We start from the raw sequence: 21,938 nt of genomic DNA, 5'->3' as shown, positions 1-21,938 counted from the left end.
ACCCCCCACCCCCGGCCGAGGCCCGGCGCCTAGCGGATCGGCATGCCGGAGATCGTGCGGGCGATCACCAGCCGCTGGATCTCGCTGGTCCCCTCGAAAATCGTGTAGATCGCGCTGTCCCGGTGCATCCGCTCCACCGGGTACTCGCGGGTGAATCCGTTGCCGCCGAGGATCTGGACCGCCTGCGCGGTGACCTTCTTGGCGACCTCGCTCGCGAACAGCTTCGACATCGAGCCCTCGGCCGAGTCGAACGGCCGGCCCGCGACCGCCATCCAGGAGGCCCGCCACACCAGCAGCCGGGCCGCGTCGATCTGCGTCCGCATGTCGGCGAGCTGGAAGGCCACGCCCTGGTTGTCGATGATCGGGCGGCCGAACTGCGTACGGGTCTTCGCGTAGTCGAGGGCGACCTCGTACGCCGCGCGAGCGGTGCCCACGGCCATCGCGCCGACCGCCGGCCGGGAGGCCTCGAAGGTGGCCATGGCCGCGTTCTTCACGCGCTCCCCGCCGCCGCTGCGGGCGCGCTCGTGGGCCCGCGCGAGCCGCTCGTCCAGCTTCTCCTTGCCGCCGAGCAGGCAGGACCCGGGGATCCGTACGTCCTCCAGCACCACCTCGGCGGTGTGCGAGGCGCGGATGCCGTGCTTCTTGAACTTTTGGCCCTGGGACAGCCCCGGGGTGTTCGGCGGCACGATGAAGGAGGCGTGCCCCTTGGTGCCGAGCTCGGGGTCGACGACGGCCACGACGATGTGGACGTTGGCGATGCCGCCGTTGGTCGCCCAGGTCTTGGTGCCGTTGAGCACCCACTCGTCCTTGGCCTGGTCGTAGACCGCGCGGGTGCGCATCGAGCCGACGTCGGAGCCGGCGTCCGGCTCGGAGGAGCAGAAGGCGGCGACCTTCACGTCGTCCGGGGTGCCGTACATCTGCGGGATCCAGGTGCCGATCTGCTCCTCGGTGCCGTTGGCGACGACGCCGATGGCCGCGAGTCCGGTGCCGACGATGGACAGGGCGATGCCGGCGTCGCCCCAGAAGAGCTCCTCCATCGCCATCGGGATGCCGAGGCCCGTCGGGTCGAAGAACTGCTGGGCGTAGAAGTCCAGCGAGTAGATGCCGACCTTGGCGGCCTCCTGGATGACGGGCCAGGGAGTCTCTTCGCGCTCGTCCCATTCGGCGGCCGCGGGGCGCATCACATCGGCGGCGAAGCCGTGGATCCAGTCCCGTACCTGCTTCTGGTCGTCGTTCAGCTCCATGGTGAACTCCGCCATGTCCCCTCCACCTGTCTGTACTCGTCCATGCGGAAGTTACTAGCGGTAACCTACGCGAAGGCCACAGTCTGTTACCGGCGAGTAAGGGCTGTCAAGCACGGAAGATCCGGACAACCGCACCCGGCGGACGGCCGCCGATTCGATCGCCGGGGTGTACCGGGTGTTACGTTGCGTGGGCGTCACGCACATCGCAAGGGCGGGGAGAGAAACACGTCATGGAGACCACTCAGCAGGCCGGCGAACCGGGAGCGGCCGAGCGCCGCCGGCGGGAGCTGCTCGAAGCCGCCGACCGGGTCGTGCTCAGGGACGGCCCGAAGGCCTCCATGAACGCCATCGCGGCGGAGGCCGGCATCACCAAGCCCATCCTGTACCGGCACTTCGGGGACAAGGCGGGCCTCTACCAGGCACTCGCCGTACGCCACACCGACGCCCTGCTCGACTCGCTGCGGGCCGCGCTCGACGCCCCCGCCGAGCGGCGCCGCCGGGTGGAGGCGACGCTCGACACGTACCTCGCCGCCATCGAGGCCCGCCCGCAGGTCTACCGCTTCCTCATGCACCCGGCCGAGGACTCCCACAGCGCGGAGCGCGGCTTCGACGTCGGGCTCCACTCGGCGCCGCTGCTGCGCCGGCTCGGCGAGGAACTGGCCGAGGTGATCGGCGAGCGGGTGGACCTCGGGCCCGGCGGCGAACGGCTGGCCCGGGTCTGGGGCCACGGCATCGTCGGCATGATGCACGCGGCCGGCGACTGGTGGCTGGGCGAGCGGCCCTGCGAGCGCGCGGAGCTCGTCGCCGGCCTCACGGACCTCCTCTGGGGCCGCCTCTCCTCCGCCGGCAACCGCGTGGACGGCCCGGGCTTCTAGCCGATCCGGGCCCACCAGGCCGAACCCAGCCTCACCGGGGTCCCTTTGGGCTTCGCCCGGGCAGGTTTCAGCTCGCCGGAGGGGCTGAAATGGCCCGGCGAAGCCGAAGGGGGCGGAGGATGGAACGCCTAGCCGCGCAAGGAGGGGGTGGACCAGGGGGCCTTGCGGATCGCCCGCCGCAGGCGACGGGCCCGCAGTCCGGTCACGCGGTCCGCGTACACGGTCCCGTCGAGGTGGTCGCACTCGTGCTGCAGACAGCGGGCGAAGAAACCCGTACCGGAGATCCGTACGGCCGCCCCGTCCGAGGTGACCCCCTCGACGACCGCCCGGTCGAAGCGGGCCGTCCCCGCCTCCAGCCCCGGCAGGGACAGACAGCCCTCGGGCCCGAGGAACTCGTCCCCGGCGGCCTCCACCAGCCTCGGGTTGACGATGTGCCCGACGTGGCGGACGTCCTCGTCGTCGGGGCAGTCGTAGACGAAGACCCGCTTCCCGACGCCGATCTGGTTCGCGGCGAGGCCGACGCCCTCCGCGGCGTACATCGTCGCGAACATGTCCTCGATGAGCCGGTCGAGTTCCGGGCCGAATGCGGTGACCTCCGCGCAGGCCGAGTGGAGCACCGGAGCACCCAGCAGGCTCATGGTGCGGACGAGTCCGGTGGTACCGGGAATGGGGCGCTGTCGCATGGCCGTAAGCGTACGACGGGCGACTATATGAGGAGATCCGCGGCGGGGCGGGGGCGCCGCGGTCAAGGCTCCGGCCGGTACTGGATAGGCTGGGGCCGACCGACGCAAGGAGGACAAGGGACGATGGCAGGCAACACGGAGCCGCTTTCGCCGCGGGCCAAGCTGGCCGTGACGGCGGGCAAGGCCGCGGCGGCGGTGTCGCGGGCCGCGGGACGCGGAAGCGGATCGGTGATCGGTGGCAAGGTCGCACTCAGGCTCGACCCCGATCTTCTCGGCGCGCTGGCGCAACACCTCGACGTCGTCCTCGTCTCCGCGACGAACGGCAAGACCACGACGACCCGGCTGATCGCGGAGGCCCTGCGGGCCAGCGGGCCGGTCGTCTCCAACGCCCTCGGCGCCAACATGCCGGCCGGCATCACCTCGGCGCTGGCGGGCGGCTCGGACGCCAAGTACGGCGTCATCGAGGTCGACGAGAAGTACCTGGCCGGAGTGGCCCGGGACGTCACCCCCAAGGTGATCGCCCTGCTCAACCTCTCCCGCGACCAGCTGGACCGCGCCGCCGAGACCCGCATGCTCGCGGAGAAGTGGCGCGAGGGCCTCCAGGGCTCCAAGGCGGTCATCGTCGCGAACTGCGACGACCCGCTGATCGTCTGGTCGGCCTCCTCCTCGCAGAACGTGGTGTGGGTCGCGGCCGGCCAGGAGTGGAAGGACGACGCCTGGTCGTGCCCCTCCTGCGGTGGCGTCATGCAGCGTCCCGGCGACGACTGGTTCTGCGGCGAGTGCGGCTTCCGCCGCCCGACGCCGACCTGGGTGCTCTCCGGAGACCACGTCCTGGACCCGCACGGCAGCGCCTGGCCGATCCACCTCCAGCTGCCGGGCCGCGCCAACAAGGCCAACGCCGCCACCTCGGCCGCCGTTGCCGCCGTCTTCGGCGTCCCGCCGCAGGTCGCGCTGGAGCGGATGTACCAGGTGCAGGCCGTCGCCGGCCGCTACGACGTGGTCACCTTCCAGGGCCGTGAGCTGCGGCTCCTGCTCGCGAAGAACCCGGCGGGCTGGCTCGAAACGTTTTCGCTGATCGACCCGCCGCCGACGCCGGTGATCCTCTCGGTGAACGCGCGCGGCGCCGACGGCACCGACACCTCCTGGCTGTGGGACGTGGACTACCCGCGCCTGGCCGGCCACCCGATCTTCGTGATCGGTGACCGCAAGCTGGACCTCGCGGTCCGCCTCGAGGTCGCGGGCCTGGACTTCCGGGTGTGCGAGACCCTCGACGAGGCCGTGCAGCTGGCGCCGCCCGGCCAGATCGAGCTGATCGCCAACTACACCGCCTTCCAGGACGTCCGCCGCCGCGTCGGCAACTAGGCCCGTCAGAAACGCAGAGGACAAGAGCATGAGCGACAACAGCCTGCGTCTGGTGTGGGTCTACCCCGACCTGCTCAGCACGTACGGAGACCAGGGCAACGCCCTCGTCGTGGAGCGCCGCGCCCGCCAGCGCGGCCTGGACGTGCAGCGCGTGGACGTGCGCAGCGACCAGCCGATCCCCACCTCGGGCGACATCTACCTGATCGGCGGCGGCGAGGACCGGCCGCAGCGCCTGGCCGCGGAGCGGCTGCTGCGCGACGGCGGTCTGGAGCGCGCCGTCTCGAACGGGGCGATCGTCTTCTCCGTCTGCGCCGGGTACCAGATCCTCGGCAAGGAGTTCGTCAACGACCAGGGCCAGCGCCAGGAGGGCCTCGGCCTGCTGGACGTCGTCACCCTGCGCGGTGAGGGCGAGCGGTGCGTCGGCGACGTCCTCGGCGACATCGACCCGCGCCTGGGCCTGCCTCAGCTGACGGGCTTCGAGAACCACCAGGGCGTCACGCACCTCGGTCCGACGGCCAGGCCGTTCGCCCGGGTGACGATGGGCCGCGGCAACGGCACCGGCGACGGCACCGAAGGCGCGTACAACGACACGGTGTTCGGCACGTACATGCACGGCCCCGTGATGGCCCGCAACCCGCAGATCGCGGACCTGCTGCTGAAGCTGGCCCTCGACGTGAACGCGCTGCCGGCCATAGACGACCGGTGGTACGAGGCGCTGCGCGCGGAGCGCATCGCGGCCGCGACGCAGCCCGCGTAGCGCCCGGCGGACCGCTCATCGGGGCGGCCCCGTCATCATGTGTTCGGCCCGGTTTTCCCTAGGGGGAACCGGGCCGACGTGGTTTCGTACGACGAGTGCGACCAGCATGTGGAGGATGGTTCAGCCCACCGCTCCACCGCTTGTAGGGTGGCCGTAGTTCCAACCGGACGACGTGGTCCGGTCGTCGGCCCACGTTGCAAAGGTCTCTCCCTGCCATGCGCATTGGTGTGCTCACTTCCGGTGGCGACTGCCCCGGCCTCAACGCCGTCATCCGCTCCGTCGTGCACCGCGCCGTCGTCGACCACGGCGACGAGGTGATCGGCTTCCTCGACGGCTGGAAGGGCCTGCTGGAGGCGGACTACCGCAAGCTCGACCTCGACGCCGTCGCCGGCATCCTGGCCCGCGGTGGCACCATCCTCGGCTCCTCCCGGGTCCAGCCCGCGCACCTGCGCGACGGCGTGGAGCGTGCCCGCGGGCACGTCGCCGACCTCGGCCTCGACGCGATCATCCCGATCGGCGGCGAGGGCACCCTGAAGGCCGCGAACCTGCTGGCGCAGGCCGGTCTGCCGATCGTCGGTGTCCCCAAGACCATCGACAACGACATCGCCTCCACCGACGTCACCTTCGGCTTCGACACCGCGGTCGGCGTGGCCACGGAGGCCCTGGACCGTCTGAAGACCACCGCCGAGTCCCACCAGCGCGTGATGGTCGTGGAGGTCATGGGCCGCCACACCGGGTGGATCGCCCTGCACTCGGGCATGGCGGCGGGCGCGCACGCGATCGTCGTACCGGAGCGCCCCTTCGACATCGAGGAGCTGACGGCGATCGTCGGCGAGCGCTTCTCCGCGGGCAAGCGGTTCGCGATCGTCGTGGTCGCCGAGGGCGCCAAGCCGCGCCCCGGGTCGATGGACCTGGAGGAGGGCGGCGTCGACATGTACGGTCACGAGCGGTTCGCCGGCATCGGCAACCGGCTCGCCGTGGAGCTGGAGCACCGCCTGGGCAAGGAGGCCCGGCCGGTGATCCTGGGCCACGTCCAGCGCGGCGGCACGCCCACCGCGTACGACCGGGTCCTGGCCACCCGCTTCGGCTGGCACGCCGTGGAGGCCGCGCACCGCGGCGAGTTCGGCATGCTGACCGCGCTGCGCGGCACGGACATCGAGATGGTGCCGCTCGCCGAGGCGACCTCGACCCTCAAGACGGTTCCGGCCCAGCGGTACGACGAGGCCCAGACGGTTCTGTAACCGTATGCCCGTTACGGCCGCCCCCGCGCGCAGGAGCGTCCGGGGGCGGCACTACTGTGGTGGGGCGCCACGGTCAAGGGAGTGAAGAGATGGATCACAGCGGGCACGGCATGGACATGGACATGGACCTGCCGCCCTTCACTCTCGGACGCGGGCTGGAGTTCTCCTTCGACGCGTTCTTCCTGATCGGCTCGCTGGTGGGACTCGCCCTGTACGCGTGGGGCGCACTGAGGCTGCGCCGGCGCGGGGACGCCTGGCCGCTGGGCCGGACCATCGCCTTCACCGTGGGCGTGCTGACCGTGGTCCTGGTGATGTGCACCAAGCTGAACGACTACGGCATGGTCATGTTCAGCGTGCACATGGTCCAGCACATGGTGATCAGCATGGTCACCCCGATCCTGGTGCTGCTGGGCGCCCCGGTGACGCTGGCGCTGCGCGCGCTGCCGCCCGCCGCCCGCGGCCACAAGGGCCCGCGCGAGCTGCTGCTGGCGCTGCTGCACAGCCGGTACATGCGGGTGGTCACCCACCCCGCGTTCACGATCCCCATGTTCATCGCGAGCCTCTACGCCCTGTACTTCACCCCGCTCTTCGACTTCCTGATGGGGAGCCGCACCGGGCACATCGCGATGATGGTCCACTTCCTCGCCGTCGGCCTCATCTTCTTCTGGCCGATCATGGGCATCGACCCGGGTCCGCACCGTCCGGGTTACGTGATGCGGATGCTGGAGCTCTTCGCGGGCATGCCCTTCCACGCCTTCTTCGGCATCGCGCTGATGATGGCGAGCCAGCCGATGATCAAGACGTACGCGAACCCGCCGGCCTCCCTCGGCATCGACCCGCTGCTCGACCAGCAGTGGGGCGGCGGCATCGCCTGGGCGTTCAGCGAGATCCCCTCGGTGCTGGTCCTGATCGCGCTCGTCTACCAGTGGTACCACTCCGAGCAGCGGGCGGCGAAGCGCTCCGACCGGGCCGAGGACCGCAACGGCGACAAGGAGCTGGAGGCGTACAACTCGTATCTCGCCTCGCTCCAAGCGCGTGGCCAGTAGCGGAACGGCACTGTCGCGCGCCACCATGGGGCATGACCGGATCCGTTAAGGCGATGGCTGTCATGACCTTCGCCGCACTGGTGGCCGTCGCCACGTACTCCGTGGCCCTCGGCAGCAACGGCTGGCTGTGGTTCGGCTGGGTGGTGCTGGGGCTGCTGACCGCAGGGATGGCCGCCTCCCGCAATGTCTGAGGAAGGATCCCACCGCCCCCTCCAGCCCGTGGCTCACCGTCCGTAAACTGGCGGTGACAACGGGATATCGACGGGAGCGGCCTGGTGTTCTACCACTTGCTCAAGCACGTGTTGCTCGGTCCTTTGCTGCGGCTGCTGTTCCGGCCGCGGATCGAGGGCCTGGAGAACATCCCGGCGGAGGGTGCCGCGATCGTCGCGGGCAACCACCTGTCCTTCTCCGACCACTTCCTCATGCCCGCCATCCTCAAGCGGCGGATCACCTTCCTCGCGAAGGCCGAGTACTTCACCGGGCCCGGCGTCAAGGGCCGGCTCACGGCCGCCTTCTTCCGCAGCGCGGGGCAGATCCCGGTGGACCGGTCCGGCAAGGACGCCGGGCAGGCGGCGCTGCGCGAGGGGCTGGCGGTGCTGGCCAAGGACGAACTGCTGGGCATCTACCCGGAGGGGACGCGCTCGCACGACGGGCGGCTCTACAAGGGGAAGGTGGGCGTGGCCGCGATGGCGCTGGGCGCCGGGGTGCCCGTGATCCCCTGCGCGATGGTCGGCACCTTCGAGATCCAGCCGCCCGGGCAGAGGATCCCGAACATCCGGCGGGTGACGATCCGCTTCGGCCGGCCGATGGACTTCTCCCGGTACGCCGGGATGGAGGGCGAGCGGGCGATCCTGCGGGCGGTCACCGACGAGATCATGTACGCGATCCTCGAACTGTCCGGCCAGGAGTACGTCGACCGGTACGCGGCCGAGGTGAAGGCCGAACAGGAAGCCGAGCGGAAGAAGGAGCAACGGAAGAAGGCCCGGCGCTCCGCGCGCTGAGCCTTCTCCCGTACGGACGGTCCGGTCTAGCGGACGGCCGGCAGCTCCTCACGGGCCGGCCACTCGCTGCCCGGTCCGTGGTCGAGCGACAGCGCGGCGACCTGGGCCGGGGCGACGGGCGTGGCGTGCGGGGCGCACGTCACGTCCTGCGCGTCGACCTTGCCGGTCAGCAGGTAGGTGTCCACCCGCGTGTTGATGCAGGGGTTCTGCAGGCTGGTGACACCGTGCGAGCCGGCGTTCTGCTCGGTGATCAGACGCGAGCCGGCGAGACGGCGGTGAAGCTCGACCGCGCCCTTGTACGGCGTGGCCGCGTCCCGCTCGGACTGGACGATCAGGATCGGCGGCACGCGCTTGGCGCCGACCGCGATCGGGGTGCTCTGCTTGGCCTTCCAGGTCGCGCAGGGCAGGTTCATCCATGCGTTGGACCAGGTCAGGAACGGGTACTTCTCGTGGAGCTTGGTGTTGTCCCGGTCCCACTTGGCCCAGCTGGTGGGCCACTTGGCGTCGGCGCACTCGACCGCCGTGTAGACGGCGTTGCTGTTCTCCGAGGCCGCGTTGCCCTTGGTGTCCGTCATGTCCGGGGCGATGGCGTCGACGAGCGCCTGCTCGTCACCGGCGGCGTAGGCGGCCCAGGTCTGCGCGACGGGCACCCAGGAGGAGTCGTAGTACGGGGCGCCCTGGAAGAAGCCGATGAGCTCGGCCGGGCCGACGATCCCGCCGATGGGCTGGGCCTTCGCCTTGTTGCGCAGCTCCTGCCACTTGGCCTCGACCTTGGCGCGGGTGTCGCCGAGGTGGAAGACCCCGTCGTTCTTGGCGACCCAGTCCTGCCAGTCGTTCCAGCGCATCTGGAAGGCGACGTCCTGGCCGAGGTTGGCCTCGTACCAGATGTTGTCCTGCGAGGGGTCGACCACGCTGTCGACGATCATGCGGCGCACGTGGGTCGGGAAGAGGCTCGCGTAGACCCCGCCGAGGTAGGTGCCGTAGGAGACGCCGAGGAAGTTCAGCCTCGCCTCGCCGAGGGCGGCGCGGATCACGTCCATGTCGCGGGCGCTGTTCGGCGTGGTCATGTGCGGCAGCATCTCGCCGCTGCGCTCCTTGCAGCCGTCCGCGTACTCGGCGGCGAGCTTGCGCTGGGCGAGCTTGTCGGCCTCGCTGTCCGGGACCGGGTCGGCCTTGGGGGCCTTCACGAACTCCTGCGGGTCGATGCAGGAGATGGGCGCGGAGTGACCGACACCGCGGGGGTCGAAGCCGACGAAGTCGTACGCCTTGGAGGCGTTGACCCACAGCGGGCTCTTGGTGGTGACCCGGCGCGGGAAGCGCATGCCGGAACCGCCGGGGCCGCCGGGATTGTAGACGAGCGCGCCCTGGCGCTCCTGCTGGGTGCCCGTGCTGCCGATCCGGTCGACGGCGATGTCGATGGTCTTGCCGTACGGCTTCGCGTAGTCGAGCGGGACCTTCACCCAGCCGCACTGGATGGGCTTCTCCAGGCCCCAGTCCGCGGGGCAGTCCTTCCAGTCGATCCCGGTACGGGCGGCGCGGGCGGCGGCGATCTGAACCCCCAGCACCTCCGGCAGCTTCGGGCCGTTGTCGGCCTGGGCCGCTGCGGCCGGCGGGGCCAGCAGCAGGCTCGCAGCCAGTGTGCCGGTGATCAGTGTGGCGGCGCTCCCCAGCGTCGCGTTGCGTATCACGTGGTTGTTCCCCCTGCGTCAGGTGCCGCCGTGGGCGGCCGGGTTGGTCGTTTCGGTCGTCGGCGTGCAGGGGGATCTTGTCCTCTGATCCGGGACCGGCGACAGAGCCGGATCGACTTCTTTGCCAACCCGATAACCGGAAAGGCGTGTACCGCTGAGCGGTGTCTGTTTCCTCCCTTGTTCACCCGTGGTACGTGCGGCAGGCCCCGTCGAGCACCTCGCGCAGCCGCAGGGCGTCCGGGGCCAGGGCCGTCACGAGAACGGCCGGCCCGGCCAGCGGCGTCACCACGGCGCACTCCCCCAGCACCCGGGCCGCGGGCGGGTCCTCGGCGAAGGCGGGGTCCACGACGAGGAGCTGGCCGAGCGCCCGGTGGCCGGCCAGGCCCGCCGGGCCGTCCCAGCCACCGGGCGCACCGGGGCCGCAGGTGAGCTCCTGGTCCAGCAGCGGACGGCCGCCGCGGGTGACGGTGAGCCGGCTGCTCAGCAGTCCCGGGGCCTCGCCCGAGCGGCCGAGCACCTGCTCCTCGCGCAGCAGCAGACGGGCGGTGGGGGCCACTGCGACCCGGGTGTGCACCCGCAGTTCGCTGCCGCGCACCGAGACCAGCGGCTCCGGCAGCCACCGCACCGCCGCCCCGTCCTCCAGGGTCAGGCGTACGTCGTACCGTGCGGGCTCGCCGCCACGGCCGGGCAGCGCCAGGGTGGCCGCGGCCGAGGCGAGGGCGAGGCGCGCGCCGGGCCCGGCGGCGGCCTCGACGGTGAGGTGGTCCCCGCCCAACGGCGCGCTCATCGCGCCGACCAGCACGACCCGGGCCTCGGCCCCCGACCCCCGGGTGCGGCGCAGCGCGAGCGGTCCCTCGCCCGCCAGCAGCGGCAGGGCGGTGCCGCCCCGCCCGTCGGCCACGGCGTGGATGCGGGCGGTGGCCCGCAGACCCGACGCGGGCAGGGGGACGGAGTCCGGAGGGACCCGGGGCGGGGAGAGGGGAGGCGCGCTGGTCACCGCACGGTCCAGGCGGCGATCCGCTCCCGCACCCAGGCGGCCACCGGGGCCACCCCTTCGGGGCCGCGCAGCGACTGGAAGGCGACGGGCAGTTCGCCGCGCTGCTCGGCGGCGTCGCGCGCCATCCGGCCGAGGTCGGAGCCGACGTACGGGGCGAGGTCGGTCTTGTTGACGACGAGGAGGTCGGCGGTGGTGACGCCGGGGCCGCCCTTGCGGGGGATGTCGTCCCCGCCGGCCACGTCGATGACGAAGATCTGCGCGTCGACGAGTCCCCGGGAGAAGGTGGCGGTGAGGTTGTCACCGCCGGACTCGACGAGGATCAGGTCGAGCGGTCCGCTCTCCCGGAAGGTGTCCTCCAGTTCCTCGACGGCCTCGAGGTTGGCGGAGATGTCGTCGCGGATGGCGGTGTGCGGGCAGGCCCCGGTCTCGACGGCGGTGATCCGCTCGGGCGGCAGCACGGCCTCGCGGAGCAGGAACTCGGCGTCCTCGCGGGTGTAGATGTCGTTGGTGACGACGGCCATGGACAGTTCGGTGCGCAGCGCGCGGCACAGGGCGGCGACGGTGGCGGTCTTGCCGGAGCCGACGGGTCCGCCGAGTCCGATGCGCAGGGCGCGCCGGTTGCCGTCGGCGCGGAGCGGGTCGGCGCTGCGGGTGTGCCGGTGGGGGTAGGTCACGGCGTGGTCGAGGTGCATGGGGGGTGTCTCCTTCGGGGGGTCAGGAAGCGAACAGCCGTACCGGCCAGTCGGCATGGATCTCGGCCGAGATGTCCAGCAGCGGCGAGGAGGCCGCGGGCAGCGCCTCCGTGCCTTCCGAGCGGGCCCGCAGCGCGGCCCCGGCCGCCTGTGCGGAGACCGCGTCGAGGTCCGGGGCGAGCCGGGCCAGGACCCCGCTCGCCTCGAAGGGGTCGAGGCCGAGCAGCCGTACGGTCGCGGTCGCGGGCCCGCCGACGCTCTCGTACGCCGCCACGTGCGCGGCGTCGAGCGGCCCGAGCCCCGCCGCGCGGGCGGTGACGCCGAGCACCACGGGCTGGTGGGCGCCGCGCGGGAAGGCGGCGGCGAGTTCCTCCAGTCCGGGCGCCGGCCAGGTGGCCCGGGCGGCGCGCATCAGCTGCCGCCCGAGCCTGCGGGCGGCGGTGCGCAGTGCGGGCGAGGGGGTGCGGGCGTCGGCGACGGCGTCGAGCTCCACCGGGTCGAGCCCGAGGGCGGCGGCCGCGGCGAGCGCGGCGGCGGTGAGTCCGGCGGTGTGCAGCCGGCCCCGGCAGAACTCCTCCAGGGTGGCCGCGTCGTGGATCCGGCCCGCCTTGCAGGCGGCCTCGGCCCCGCCGGAGTGGGCGTGCCCCCCGGCGGGGAACCGGCCGTCGGCGAGGACGAGCAGCGCGGCGAGACTCATGGCAGGAGTCCTCTCTTCAGGCTGCGCCCCATCAGAAGAGGAAGTACCGCTGGGCCATGGGCAGTTCCGTCGCGGGCGCCGGTTCCACGGCTTCCCCGTCGATGGTGACCGTGAAGGTGTCGGCGTCGACCTCGACCCTCGGCATGGCGTCGTTGTTGCGCATGTCGGCCTTGCCCACCTTGCGGGTGCTCTCGATGGCCGTGAACTGCTTGCCGAGTCCGAGGCGTTCGGGCAGTCCGTCGTCGAGGGCGGCCTGTGCGGTGAAGTTCAGCGAGTTCAGGGCGGGGGCGCGCCCGTGGCTGCCGAACATGGGGCGTGGCATGACGGGCTGGGGGGTGGGGATGGAGGCGTTGGCGTCGCCCATCTGCGCGTAGGCGATCTGGCCGCCCTTGATGACGAGCTCGGGCTTGACCCCGAAGAAGGCCGGGTTCCACAGGACGAGGTCGGCGAGTTTGCCGGTCTCGACCGAGCCGATCTCGCGGGCGAGTCCCTGGGCCACGGCGGGGTTGATCGTGTACTTCGCGACGTAGCGGCGGGCCCGGTGGTTGTCGGCGGGCCCGTCGCCGGGGAGGAAGCCGCGCCGCTTCTTCATCACGTGGGCGGTCTGCCAGGTGCGCAGGACGACCTCGCCGACCCGGCCCATGGCCTGGGAGTCGGAGGAGATGATGGAGATGGCCCCGAGGTCGTGCAGGACGTCCTCGGCGGCGATGGTCGATGGCCGGATGCGGGATTCGGCGAAGGCGAGGTCCTCGGGGACGGCCGGGTTGAGGTGGTGGCAGACCATCAGCATGTCGAGGTGTTCCTCGACGGTGTTGACGGTGTGCGGCCGGGTGGGGTTGGTGGAGCTCGGCAGGATGTTGGGCTCGGAGACCACGGTGATGATGTCGGGGGCGTGCCCGCCGCCCGCGCCTTCGGTGTGGTACGAGTGGATGGTCCGGCCCGCGATGGCCGCGAGGGTGTCGCCGACGAATCCGGCCTCGTTGAGGGTGTCGGTGTGGATGGCGACCTGGGCGCCGGTCTCCTCGCAGACGCTCAGGCAGGCGTCGATGACGGCCGGGGTGGTTCCCCAGTCCTCGTGGAGCTTGAATCCGAGCGCGCCGCCCCGCAGTTGGGAGTGCATGGCCTCGCGGGACATGGTGTTGCCCTTGCCGAGGAGGCCGATGTTGACGGGGTAGGCATCCAGCGCCGCGAACATCCGGGCCAGGTGCCAGGGTCCGGGCGTGACGGTGGTGGCCTTGGTGCCTTCGGCCGGTCCGGTGCCGCCGCCGACCAGGGTGGTGGTCCCGGAGGCCAGCGCCTCCTCGATGACCGTCGGGGAGATGAAGTGCACGTGGGCGTCGATGGCGCCGGCGGTGACGATCTTCCCGTTGCCCGCGATGATCTCGGTCTCGGGGCCGATGACGAGGGCGGGGTCGACCCCGTCCATGGTGTCGGGGTTGCCGGCCTTGCCGATGCCGCAGATCCGGCCGTCGCGGATGCCGAGGTCGGCCTTGACGATGCCCCAGTGGTCGAGGACGACGATGCCGGTGATCACGGTGTCGGGGGCGCCCTCCGCCCGGGTGGTCCGGGCCTGCCCCATGGATTCGCGGATCACCTTGCCGCCGCCGAATACGGCCTCGTCCCCGGCCCGGCCGGGTCCGCCGCAGAGGTCCTGCTCGATCTCGACGAAGAGGTCGGTGTCGGCGAGCCGGATCCGGTCGCCGGCCGTCGGCCCGAAGAGGTCGGCGTACACCTGGCGGGAGATCTCAGCCATCGAGCGGCCCTCCGGTCTCCCCGCGCAGCCCCGGTACGGTGCGCAGCCCGCCCAGGGGTACGAGTTCCACCGCGACCGGGATGCCCGGCTCGAAGCGGACGGCCGTGCCGGCGGCGATGTTGAGCCGGAGCCCGCGGGCGGCGGCGCGGTCGAAGTCGAGCCCGGGATTGGCCTCGGCGAAGTGGTAGTGGGAGCCGACCTGGACCGGGCGGTCGGCGGCGTTGAGCACGGTGAGGCGGGTGACGGGGCGGCCCTCGTTGAGGCGCACCGGGCCGTCCCCGTAGGCGATCTCGCCGGGGATCATGCGGGTACTCCTCTTCAGACGATGGGGTCGTGGACGGTGACGAGCTTGGTGCCGTCCGGGAAGGTCGCCTCGACCTGGACGTCGTGGATCATCTCGGGGATCCCCTCCATGACTTCCTCGCGGCGCAGGACGGTGCGGCCGGAGGCCATCAGCTCGGCCACGGTCCGGCCGTCGCGGGCCCCTTCGAGGATGTGCGACGTGATCAGCGCGATCGCCTCGGGATGGTTGAGGCGGACCCCGCGCGCCCTTCGCTTTTCGGCCACGTCCGCGGCCACGTGGATGAGCAGTCTCTCCTGCTCGTGCGGTGTCAGATGCACTCGTCATCACCAAGTTTCCGGGACAAGATCAACAACGCGCCGGAGCGACCCTAACGGCCGTCAACACCTTGTTGACCTGCACATATCCGAGCCAAGCGTGTCTTGCCCAACGCAGGGGAAGGCTTTCCGTCCCGACCACCGCCGCTTTACCGGATCATGGGTGATCATTGGCGGTCGAACGTGGCCGCCACGCTAGGGGCCGCGCTTTTCCGCTGCGTTAACCCACGTTTCAGGCAGGCACCCGGTTCAACTCCGTTGCCCCGAGAGCCCGGTTCCGTATACGGATTCGCATACGGATCCCCCATCGAGGAGACACATGTTCGTCAATCCCGTCCGGCACATCACCTTCGACGCCCTCGACCCCTACCGGGTCGCCGAGTTCTGGTCGGCGGTGACCGGCTATCCGATCCACCCCGACGACGTGGAGGGGGACGACGAGATCCTGCTGGAGCCGGCACAGCCGGGTGTGCCCGGACTGCTGTTCATCCGGGTGCCGGACGCCAAGTCCGTCAAGAACCGTGTCCACTTGGACATCCAGCCGCCGACCGGCACCCGGGACGAGACGGTCGAGCGGCTGATCGGGCTCGGCGCGAAGCTCGTGGACGACCGCCGCGACGAGGACGGCGTCATGGGGTGGGTCGTGCTCGCCGACCCCGAGGGCAACGAGCTGTGCATCGAGCGCAGCGCGGTGGAACGCGGCACCGCCTGAGTCCTTCAGCAGCCGGGGACGCTCCGCGCCGCCGCCGGCGCTCCGACGGCCCAGGGCAGCGTGATCCACACCGTCTTGCCGCCCTCCTCGGTCGGGGTGACCGACAGTCGGCCGCCCGCCTCCGCAGCGAGCCAGCGGATGATGACCATGCCCCGGCCGTTGTCCTGCTGGACGGCGGCCGGGAGCCGCTTGGGCCAGCGGGGGTAGCTGTCGGTCACCCCGACGCGCAGCCACTCCTGGCGCTCCAGCCGGATCTCGACCGTGAAGGTGGGCGACTGGCCGAAAGTGTGCTGGACGGCGTTGGTGGCGAGCTCCGAGACGATCAGCCGGACACTGTCAGCGGTCTCGGCGTCTTCGGGGAGTCCCCATTCGCTCAGCACGTCCGCCACGAAGCGGCGGGCGGCGGCGACCGAAGCGGGATCGCTCGGCAGAGTGACGGATGCTTCCTGGTGGTCTGCCATGGCGACGGTCCCTTTCCCACCGGGACGGAACCGCCCCGGATCTGTGCTGGACGCCAGAGTGCCACCCATCGTGGCGCCGCACCTGCCGTTCCCCCAAGATATGCATATATCTGTCGCTCAATGCGGTGAACTCTGCTACGGAAGAGCGTATTTGGACGGCAGACTGGTGCGAGCTGTGCCGGTGGAAGGGAGGCGGGTGTGCAGCACGGTCCCGCGGTGCGTCGGCGCAAGCTCGGCGAGGAACTGCGTGCCCTGCGTGACCGGTCCGGACTCACCAGTGGTGAAGCCGCCCGGATCATGGGATGGCACCAGTCGAAAATCAGCCGCATCGAGACAGGCCGCAGCGGCGTGAAGCCGGAGGACATCCGGCTGCTCCTCGACGTCTACGGGGAGGTCGTGAGCCCGCAGCAACGCGCCCTGCTGGAGGCCCTGTCGGCCTCGGCCGCCGGCCCCGGTCCGGCCGGCGACACCGGGCGGGGCCGCCAGTGGTGGCACGACTACCGGGGGCTGCTGCCGCAGGAGTACCGGGACTTCATCAGCCTGGAGGCGGGCGCCCGGTCGGCCCGCACCGTGGAGCTGTCCGTGGTGCCGGGGCTGCTGCAGACCTCCGGGTACGCGCGGGCGGTGACCCGGGCCGCGCTGGGCGGGCTGCCGGAGCCGAAGGTGGACGCCCTGGTCGACGTACGGCTGGCCCGGCAGTCGGTGCTGCGGGCCGATCCGCCGCTGGAGCTGAGCGCGGTGCTGGACGAGGCGGTACTGCGCCGGCAGATCGGCGGACCCGGGGTGATGGCCGAGCAGCTGCGGCACCTGGCGGAGGTGTCCAGGCTGCCCCAAGTGTGCCTGCAGGTCCTTCCGTTCAGCGTCGGCGGCCATCTCGGCCTGACAGGACCGTTCGTCATTTTTTCATTTCCGGACATCGCTGATCTGGATGTGGTGGTACTCGACCATTTGACGAGTAGCCTCTATCTGGAGCGGAAGGAAGACCTAGAGGCGTACAGCGCCGCGTTCCGCACCATTCAGGAACACGCCCTCCCGCCCCAGGACTCGTCGGATCTCATCAGCAGCCTTGCTGACAACGCGTAAGGAGGCACCCCCGTGTCCGCAACCCCCTTATCCTCCAGCGGACTTCTGATCAGCGCGCGGTGGCGGCGGAGCAGCCGCAGCACCGGAATGAACAACTGCGTGGAAGCGGCCGCCCTCGGCGGCGGCCTGCTGGCCGTCCGCGACTCCAAGCGGGCCGACGGCCCGGCCGTGCTCTTCACCGGGCCGGCCTGGGACGGCTTCCTCGCCTCCGTACGGGCGGACGCGCACGCGTAGCTCCGCCTAGCGTTCCGTGGCTCCGGCGGGCGCGGTCCGAAGGATCGTCCCGACCGCCCGGTTGATCTCCTCCGCCGTGAGATCGGCCCGGGCGGTCAGCCGCAGCCGGGAGATGCCGTCCGGCACCGACGGCGGGCGGAAGCACCCCACGGACAGACCCGCCTCGCGGCAGTCGGCGGCCCAGCGCAGTGCCGCCGACGCCGACGGGGCCCGTACCGACACCACGGCCGCGTCCGGCCGGGCCGCGGTCAGGCCGGACGCGGTGAGCCGCCCGTACAGCCGGTCGGCCACCTCGCGGGCGCGGCCCGCCCGCTCCGGTTCCCGCTGGAGCAGGCGCAGGCTCGCCAGGGCCGCGCCCGCGGCGGCCGGGGCCAGTCCGGTGTCGAAGATGAAGGTGCGCGCCGTGTTGACCAGGTGTCTGATCACCTTGGCCGGGCCGAGCACGGCCCCGCCCTGGCTGCCCAGGGACTTCGACAGGGTCAGCGTCGCGACCACGTAGGGCGCGCCCGCGAGCCCGGCGGCGTGCAGCGCGCCGCGGCCGCCCTCGCCGAGCACGCCCAGCCCGTGGGCGTCGTCCACGATCAGGGCCGCGCCCTCGTCACGGCAGGCGGCGGCGTACCCGGCGAGCGGGGCGGCGTCCCCGTCCACGGAGAACACCGAGTCGCTCACCAGCAGCGCCGGGCCGTCGTGGGTGGCGAGCGTCTTGCGCGCGGTGTCCGGGTCGGAGTGCGGGATCACCGCGGTCTCGGCGCGCGAGAGCCGGCAGCCGTCGACGATCGAGGCGTGGTTTCCTGCGTCGGAGACGACCAGCGTCCCCCGGCCGCCGAGCGCGGTGACGGCGGCGAGATTGGCCGCGTACCCGGAGGAGAGGACCAGCGCGGCCTCGAAACCGCAGAAGGCGGCGAGCTCCCGCTCCAGCTCCTCGTGCAGCTCGGTCGTGCCCGTCACGAGGCGGGACCCGGTGGCTCCGGCGCCCCAGCGCTCGGCCGCCTCCCGTGCCCCGCGGACCGTCTCGGGGTGCCGGGACAGGCCGAGGTAGTCGTTGCTCGCGAGGTCCAGGAGCGGCGACACCGCCGGCCGCGGGCGGAGCGTGCGGACCAGCCCCGCCTGCTCCCGCTCGCTCTCCGCGGCGTCGATCCAGGCGAAGACGGCCTCGGGGTCGGGGGTGTGCTGGGGCATCGGCATGTCCTCGTGTTTTGTCGGCAGTCCACAGACCTGCCCCGACCCTAGCGGCCGTGACTTGTGCGCCAGGTGTGGTGATACACACACACCCATCCGGCCATGTTGTGCGATCTCTCCTTGGCCGGGATGGGTGCTGTGGTCCAGGATCGGGTGCATGGACCTGCTGAACACCCTGGTGGACAAGGGGCTGCGGCGCGAGCTGCCGACCCGCGAAGAGGCGCTCGCCGTACTGGCGACTTCTGACGACGAACTGCTCGACGTGGTGGCCGCGGCCGGCAAGGTGCGCCGCCAGTGGTTCGGGCGTCGGGTCAAGCTGAACTACCTGGTCAACCTGAAGTCGGGCCTGTGCCCGGAGGACTGCTCGTACTGCTCCCAGCGCCTGGGATCGAAGGCGGAGATCCTCAAGTACACGTGGCTGAAGCCGGAAGAGGCCTCCCAGGCCGCCGCCGCCGGCGTCGCGGGCGGCGCGAAGCGGGTCTGCCTGGTCGCGAGCGGCCGCGGGCCGACGGACCGGGACGTGGACCGGGTCGGCAAGACCATCGAGGCGATCAAGGAGCAGAACGAGGGCGTCGAGGTCTGCGCGTGCCTCGGCCTGCTCTCGGACGGCCAGGCGGAGCGGCTGCGCGACGCGGGCGCGGACGCCTACAACCACAACCTCAACACGTCCGAGGCGACGTACGGCGCGATCACCAAGACCCACACCTACGCGGACCGGGTCGACACCGTACAAAAGGCGCACGCCGCCGGCCTGTCCGCGTGCTCCGGTCTGATCGCGGGCATGGGCGAGACCGACGAGGACCTGGTCGACGTCGTCTTCTCGCTGCGCGAGCTGGACGCGGACTCGGTACCGGTCAACTTCCTGATCCCCTTCGAGGGCACCCCGCTGGCCAAGGAGTGGAACCTCACCCCGCAGCGCTGCCTGCGGATCCTGGCGATGGCGCGGTTCGTCTGTCCCGACGTCGAGGTCCGCCTCGCGGGCGGGCGCGAGGTGCACCTGCGCTCGCTGCAGCCGCTGGCCCTGCACGTGGTCAACTCGATCTTCCTGGGCGACTACCTGACCAGTGAGGGCCAGGCCGGTCAGGCCGACCTCGACATGATCGCGGACGCCGGTTTCGAGGTGGAGGGCGCCGGTACGTCGACCCTCCCCGCGCACCGCTCCGACGCGGCGGCCGCCGGGGGCTGCGGCTCGAACGGCGGCGCCTCGGTCTGCGGTTCGGGCGCGACCACGGGCGACGACGCCCCGGCGGCGGGCTGCGGCTCGGCGTGCGGCGGCTGCTCCGGGCACGGGCACGCGGAGGCGGCGCCCGTACCGGCCCAGGCCGAGGCCGGCGAGGTCCGGCCGGAGCTGGTGGCCGTACGCCGTCGCGGCGCGGGGACGGACATCGCTCCCAATGCCTGATCAGCCGCACCCGCTCGACGCACCGTCGTCCGGGACACGTCCGGCCGGCACTCGTTCGTCCGGCCCTCGTTCTTCCGGCCCTCTTTCGTCCGGCGCGGAACTGCTCGCGCTGGACCGGCAGCACGTCTGGCACCCGTACGGTCCGATGCCCGGGCGGCAGGAGCCGCTGGTCATCGCCTCCGCCTCGGGAGTGCGGCTGCGGCTCGCCGAGCCCTCCCAGGGGGAGGGCCACGAGGAGCTGGTCGACGGTATGTCCTCCTGGTGGTCGGCCATCCACGGCTACAACCACCCGGTGCTCAACGAGGCCGTGACCACGCAGCTGGGCCGTATGTCGCACGTGATGTTCGGCGGGCTCACCCACGAGCCCGCCGTCCGGCTCGCCGCGAAGCTCGTCGAGATCACCCCGCAGGGGCTGGAGCACGTCTTCCTCTCCGACTCGGGCTCGGTGTCCGTCGAGGTCGCGGTCAAGATGTGCCTGCAGTACTGGCGTTCGGTGGGGCGGACGGGCAAGACCCGGCTGCTGACCTGGCGCGGCGGCTACCACGGGGACACCTGGCAGCCGATGGCCGTCTGCGACCCCGACGGCGGCATGCACGAGCTGTGGCAGGGGCACCTGCCGCGGCAGGTCTTCGCGGACGCGCCGCCCGCCGGTTTCGACACGCCCGTGGACCCGGCGTACGCCGACCACCTGCGCTCCCTGATCGCCGCGCACGCCGACGAGTTGGCCGCCGTCATCGTGGAGCCGGTGGTCCAGGGCGCGGGCGGCATGCGCTTCCACCACCCGGACCACCTCCGGGTGCTGCGCGAGCTGTGCGACGAGTACGGCGTCCTCCTCATCCTGGACGAGATCGCGACGGGCTTCGGCCGCACGGGCGCGCTCTTCGCGGCCGACCACGCCGGGATCACCCCGGACGTGATGTGCCTGGGCAAGTCGCTGACCGGTGGCTACCTCACCCTCGCGGCGACCCTGTGCACGGAACGGGTCGCCGACGGGATCTCCCAGGGCGAGGTGCCCGTGCTCGCGCACGGGCCGACCTTCATGGGCAACCCGCTCGCGTCGGCGGTGGCGCTCGCGTCGATCGAGCTCCTCCTCGGGCAGGACTGGGCGACCGACGTCAAGCGGATCGAGGCCGGCCTCCGCGAAGGCCTGGCGGCCGCGGCGGGGATCCCCGGCGTGCGGGACGTGCGCGTGCTGGGCGCGATCGGCGTGGTGCAGCTGGACCACGAGATCGACATGGCGGCCGCGACCCGGGCGGCGGTGCGCGAGGGCGTGTGGCTGCGCCCCTTCCGGGACCTGATCTATGTCATGCCGCCGTTCGTCACCGGCGAGGCGGACGTGGCCCGTATCTGCCGCGCGGTGTGCGCGGCCGCGGAGGAAGGCTGAGATGTCCGTAGTGGTGGTGTCCGGGACGGGCACCGAAATCGGCAAGACCATGGTCACGTCGGCGATCGCGGCCGCCGCGATCGCGGCCGGCCGCTCGGTGGCCGTGCTCAAGCCCGCGCAGACGGGTGTGGGTCCGCAGGAGCCGGGGGACGCCGCGGAAGCGGTCCGCCTGGCCGGCTCCGCGGTCACCGCGGTGGAACTGGCCCGCTATCCGGAGCCCTTGGCCCCGAACACGGCGGCCCGCCGCGCGGGGCTGCCGACCCTCTCCCCGGCGGAGATCGCGGAGGCGGCGCGGCAGCTGTCCGAGGCGCACGACCTGGTCCTGGTGGAGGGGGCGGGCGGGCTGCTCGTCCACTTCGACGACGAGGGCAACACTCTGGCCGACGCGGCCCGGCTGCTGGGCGCGCCGACCGTGATCGTCGCCCCTGCGGGCCTCGGAACCCTCAACTCCACCACCCTCACGGCGGAAGCCCTGCGGGCCCGGGACCTGACCCCGCTGGGCGTGGTGGTCGGCAGCTGGCCGCAGGACCCGGACCTGGCGGCCCGCTGCAACCTGGCGGACCTCCCGAAGTCCGCGGACCTGCCCCTCCTGGGCGCGATCCCGGAGCGCTCGGGCACCCTCCCCCCGGACCACTTCCGCACCTCGGCCCCCACCTGGCTGGCCCCACCCCTCTGGGGCACCTGGTCGCCAGCCTCCTTCCTCACGACGTGGTCCCCTCCGGCATACGCCTGAGCCGGGGCACGAACCCCCGCCGGCGACAAACCCGGCAACGCCGCCGCAATCCGGCCCCGTCGCCTCAATCCAGCCCCGTCGGCGTCTGAGGCGCGG

The 21,938-nt window shown here is 71.9% G+C and carries 24 protein-coding genes; 13 read left to right on the top strand and 11 right to left on the bottom strand.

All coding sequences use genetic code 11. The features are described 5' to 3' along the window. Nucleotides 1-29 precede the first annotated feature (29 nt). Nucleotides 30-1,259 carry an acyl-CoA dehydrogenase family protein gene (locus RIU97_RS33860; RefSeq protein ID WP_030711563.1) on the bottom strand — a complete coding sequence of 410 codons (1,230 nt, stop codon included), beginning with the start codon at nt 1,257-1,259 and terminating at the stop codon, nt 30-32. A 215-nt stretch (nt 1,260-1,474) separates the two neighbouring features. Between RIU97_RS33860 and RIU97_RS33855 the strand changes: the two genes are divergently transcribed. Beyond that, entirely contained in the window at nt 1,475-2,119 is a 645-nt protein-coding gene (locus RIU97_RS33855) for a TetR family transcriptional regulator (protein ID WP_388836749.1), read from the top strand. A gap of 128 nt (nt 2,120-2,247) precedes the next feature. On the opposite strand, the gene def is transcribed toward RIU97_RS33855, so the two are convergent. Beyond that, nucleotides 2,248-2,802: a peptide deformylase gene (gene def, locus RIU97_RS33850; RefSeq protein ID WP_404961310.1), complete on the bottom strand. Its 555-nt coding sequence runs from the start codon at nt 2,800-2,802 to the stop codon at nt 2,248-2,250. Between the two features lie 123 nt (nt 2,803-2,925). Here def and RIU97_RS33845 point away from each other — a divergent pair, with 123 nt between their 5' ends. The 6 genes from RIU97_RS33845 to RIU97_RS33820 all read left to right on the top strand — a co-directional run bounded on the left by RIU97_RS33845 (nt 2,926) and on the right by RIU97_RS33820 (nt 8,209). Continuing rightward, nucleotides 2,926-4,164 (top strand): MurT ligase domain-containing protein, encoded by a 1,239-nt coding sequence (locus RIU97_RS33845; protein WP_404961309.1) that lies wholly within the window; start codon nt 2,926-2,928, stop codon nt 4,162-4,164. A 28-nt stretch (nt 4,165-4,192) separates the two neighbouring features. Further along, nucleotides 4,193-4,921, top strand: coding sequence for a type 1 glutamine amidotransferase (locus RIU97_RS33840; protein WP_404961308.1), 729 nt, complete (start codon nt 4,193-4,195; stop codon nt 4,919-4,921). 215 nt (nt 4,922-5,136) lie between these two features. Continuing rightward, nucleotides 5,137-6,162, top strand: coding sequence for a 6-phosphofructokinase (locus tag RIU97_RS33835; RefSeq protein ID WP_404961307.1), 1,026 nt, complete (start codon nt 5,137-5,139; stop codon nt 6,160-6,162). A gap of 89 nt (nt 6,163-6,251) precedes the next feature. Further along, nucleotides 6,252-7,208, top strand: coding sequence for a cytochrome c oxidase assembly protein (locus RIU97_RS33830; protein WP_404961306.1), 957 nt, complete (start codon nt 6,252-6,254; stop codon nt 7,206-7,208). Nucleotides 7,209-7,240: 32 nt separating this feature from the next. Further along, complete coding sequence (locus RIU97_RS33825) at nt 7,241-7,399, top strand: hypothetical protein (RefSeq protein WP_030711544.1); 159 nt, start codon at nt 7,241-7,243, stop codon at nt 7,397-7,399. A gap of 84 nt (nt 7,400-7,483) precedes the next feature. Beyond that, nucleotides 7,484-8,209 carry a lysophospholipid acyltransferase family protein gene (locus RIU97_RS33820; protein WP_404961305.1) on the top strand — a complete coding sequence of 242 codons (726 nt, stop codon included), beginning with the start codon at nt 7,484-7,486 and terminating at the stop codon, nt 8,207-8,209. Between the two features lie 26 nt (nt 8,210-8,235). Here RIU97_RS33820 and RIU97_RS33815 read toward each other — a convergent pair whose 3' ends face one another. The 7 genes from RIU97_RS33815 to RIU97_RS33785 form a co-directional block, all read right to left on the bottom strand. Continuing rightward, nucleotides 8,236-9,897 (bottom strand): alpha/beta hydrolase, encoded by a 1,662-nt coding sequence (locus RIU97_RS33815; RefSeq protein ID WP_404961304.1) that lies wholly within the window; start codon nt 9,895-9,897, stop codon nt 8,236-8,238. Nucleotides 9,898-10,078: 181 nt separating this feature from the next. Continuing rightward, nucleotides 10,079-10,840 carry an urease accessory protein UreD gene (locus RIU97_RS33810; RefSeq protein ID WP_404963037.1) on the bottom strand — a complete coding sequence of 254 codons (762 nt, stop codon included), beginning with the start codon at nt 10,838-10,840 and terminating at the stop codon, nt 10,079-10,081. A 50-nt stretch (nt 10,841-10,890) separates the two neighbouring features. Further along, complete coding sequence (gene ureG / locus RIU97_RS33805; RefSeq protein ID WP_404961303.1) at nt 10,891-11,586, bottom strand: urease accessory protein UreG; 696 nt, start codon at nt 11,584-11,586, stop codon at nt 10,891-10,893. 22 nt (nt 11,587-11,608) lie between these two features. Further along, nucleotides 11,609-12,283, bottom strand: coding sequence for an urease accessory protein UreF (locus tag RIU97_RS33800; RefSeq protein WP_404961301.1), 675 nt, complete (start codon nt 12,281-12,283; stop codon nt 11,609-11,611). Nucleotides 12,284-12,314: 31 nt separating this feature from the next. Next, nucleotides 12,315-14,036 (bottom strand): urease subunit alpha, encoded by a 1,722-nt coding sequence (locus RIU97_RS33795; protein WP_404961300.1) that lies wholly within the window; start codon nt 14,034-14,036, stop codon nt 12,315-12,317. After that, the gene (locus RIU97_RS33790; RefSeq protein ID WP_266578461.1) at nt 14,029-14,340 is read right to left on the bottom strand and encodes an urease subunit beta; all 312 of its coding nucleotides are present in this window, start codon (nt 14,338-14,340) and stop codon (nt 14,029-14,031) included. Before RIU97_RS33790 ends, RIU97_RS33795 begins: the two co-directional genes overlap by 8 nt. A gap of 14 nt (nt 14,341-14,354) precedes the next feature. Beyond that, nucleotides 14,355-14,657: an urease subunit gamma gene (locus RIU97_RS33785; protein WP_327417676.1), complete on the bottom strand. Its 303-nt coding sequence runs from the start codon at nt 14,655-14,657 to the stop codon at nt 14,355-14,357. A 316-nt stretch (nt 14,658-14,973) separates the two neighbouring features. On the opposite strand from RIU97_RS33785, the gene RIU97_RS33780 reads away from it, so the two are divergent. Next, complete coding sequence (locus RIU97_RS33780) at nt 14,974-15,366, top strand: VOC family protein (protein ID WP_404961299.1); 393 nt, start codon at nt 14,974-14,976, stop codon at nt 15,364-15,366. Between the two features lie 5 nt (nt 15,367-15,371). Here RIU97_RS33780 and RIU97_RS33775 read toward each other — a convergent pair whose 3' ends face one another. Continuing rightward, a complete protein-coding gene (locus RIU97_RS33775) occupies nt 15,372-15,827 on the bottom strand; it encodes an ATP-binding protein (RefSeq protein ID WP_404961298.1) in 456 nt (151 codons plus the stop codon). A 198-nt stretch (nt 15,828-16,025) separates the two neighbouring features. Between RIU97_RS33775 and RIU97_RS33770 the strand changes: the two genes are divergently transcribed. Both RIU97_RS33770 and RIU97_RS33765 read left to right on the top strand, forming a co-directional pair. Beyond that, nucleotides 16,026-16,910 (top strand): helix-turn-helix domain-containing protein, encoded by an 885-nt coding sequence (locus RIU97_RS33770; protein WP_404961297.1) that lies wholly within the window; start codon nt 16,026-16,028, stop codon nt 16,908-16,910. A gap of 12 nt (nt 16,911-16,922) precedes the next feature. Next, nucleotides 16,923-17,144, top strand: a complete 222-nt coding sequence (locus RIU97_RS33765) for a DUF397 domain-containing protein (RefSeq protein ID WP_319722562.1) — start codon at nt 16,923-16,925, stop codon at nt 17,142-17,144. A gap of 6 nt (nt 17,145-17,150) precedes the next feature. On the opposite strand, the gene RIU97_RS33760 is transcribed toward RIU97_RS33765, so the two are convergent. Next, complete coding sequence (locus RIU97_RS33760; protein WP_404961296.1) at nt 17,151-18,323, bottom strand: 8-amino-7-oxononanoate synthase; 1,173 nt, start codon at nt 18,321-18,323, stop codon at nt 17,151-17,153. 157 nt (nt 18,324-18,480) lie between these two features. Here RIU97_RS33760 and bioB point away from each other — a divergent pair, with 157 nt between their 5' ends. From bioB to bioD, 3 genes are all read left to right on the top strand, one after another. Then, nucleotides 18,481-19,725 carry a biotin synthase BioB gene (bioB, locus tag RIU97_RS33755; RefSeq protein ID WP_404961295.1) on the top strand — a complete coding sequence of 415 codons (1,245 nt, stop codon included), beginning with the start codon at nt 18,481-18,483 and terminating at the stop codon, nt 19,723-19,725. A 145-nt stretch (nt 19,726-19,870) separates the two neighbouring features. Further along, nucleotides 19,871-21,109 (top strand): adenosylmethionine--8-amino-7-oxononanoate transaminase, encoded by a 1,239-nt coding sequence (locus tag RIU97_RS33750; protein WP_404961294.1) that lies wholly within the window; start codon nt 19,871-19,873, stop codon nt 21,107-21,109. A gap of 1 nt (nt 21,110) precedes the next feature. Continuing rightward, nucleotides 21,111-21,842, top strand: coding sequence for a dethiobiotin synthase (gene bioD / locus RIU97_RS33745; RefSeq protein WP_404961293.1), 732 nt, complete (start codon nt 21,111-21,113; stop codon nt 21,840-21,842). Nucleotides 21,843-21,938 lie beyond the last annotated feature (96 nt).

The organism is Streptomyces sp. 147326 (genome assembly GCF_045000215.1).
Lineage (GTDB): Bacteria > Actinomycetota > Actinomycetes > Streptomycetales > Streptomycetaceae > Streptomyces.
The sequence above is the reverse complement of the archived record's forward strand: the minus strand, read 5'-3'. Positions and strand labels throughout refer to the sequence as shown.

Coding starts and splice junctions, on each gene's coding strand:
- RIU97_RS33790 (WP_266578461.1), bottom strand. CDS start 14,340: ATGATCCCCGGCGAGATCGCCTACGGGGACGGCCCGGTGCGCCTCAAC.
- RIU97_RS33830 (WP_404961306.1), top strand. CDS start 6,252: ATGGATCACAGCGGGCACGGCATGGACATGGACATGGACCTGCCGCCC.
- def (WP_404961310.1), bottom strand. CDS start 2,802: ATGCGACAGCGCCCCATTCCCGGTACCACCGGACTCGTCCGCACCATG.
- RIU97_RS33845 (WP_404961309.1), top strand. CDS start 2,926: ATGGCAGGCAACACGGAGCCGCTTTCGCCGCGGGCCAAGCTGGCCGTG.
- RIU97_RS33750 (WP_404961294.1), top strand. CDS start 19,871: ATGCCCGGGCGGCAGGAGCCGCTGGTCATCGCCTCCGCCTCGGGAGTG.
- bioD (WP_404961293.1), top strand. CDS start 21,111: ATGTCCGTAGTGGTGGTGTCCGGGACGGGCACCGAAATCGGCAAGACC.
- RIU97_RS33860 (WP_030711563.1), bottom strand. CDS start 1,259: ATGGCGGAGTTCACCATGGAGCTGAACGACGACCAGAAGCAGGTACGG.
- RIU97_RS33775 (WP_404961298.1), bottom strand. CDS start 15,827: ATGGCAGACCACCAGGAAGCATCCGTCACTCTGCCGAGCGATCCCGCT.
- bioB (WP_404961295.1), top strand. CDS start 18,481: ATGGACCTGCTGAACACCCTGGTGGACAAGGGGCTGCGGCGCGAGCTG.
- RIU97_RS33855 (WP_388836749.1), top strand. CDS start 1,475: ATGGAGACCACTCAGCAGGCCGGCGAACCGGGAGCGGCCGAGCGCCGC.
- RIU97_RS33795 (WP_404961300.1), bottom strand. CDS start 14,036: ATGGCTGAGATCTCCCGCCAGGTGTACGCCGACCTCTTCGGGCCGACG.
- RIU97_RS33800 (WP_404961301.1), bottom strand. CDS start 12,283: ATGAGTCTCGCCGCGCTGCTCGTCCTCGCCGACGGCCGGTTCCCCGCC.
- RIU97_RS33760 (WP_404961296.1), bottom strand. CDS start 18,323: ATGCCCCAGCACACCCCCGACCCCGAGGCCGTCTTCGCCTGGATCGAC.
- RIU97_RS33825 (WP_030711544.1), top strand. CDS start 7,241: ATGACCGGATCCGTTAAGGCGATGGCTGTCATGACCTTCGCCGCACTG.
- ureG (WP_404961303.1), bottom strand. CDS start 11,586: ATGCACCTCGACCACGCCGTGACCTACCCCCACCGGCACACCCGCAGC.
- RIU97_RS33840 (WP_404961308.1), top strand. CDS start 4,193: ATGAGCGACAACAGCCTGCGTCTGGTGTGGGTCTACCCCGACCTGCTC.
- RIU97_RS33835 (WP_404961307.1), top strand. CDS start 5,137: ATGCGCATTGGTGTGCTCACTTCCGGTGGCGACTGCCCCGGCCTCAAC.
- RIU97_RS33780 (WP_404961299.1), top strand. CDS start 14,974: ATGTTCGTCAATCCCGTCCGGCACATCACCTTCGACGCCCTCGACCCC.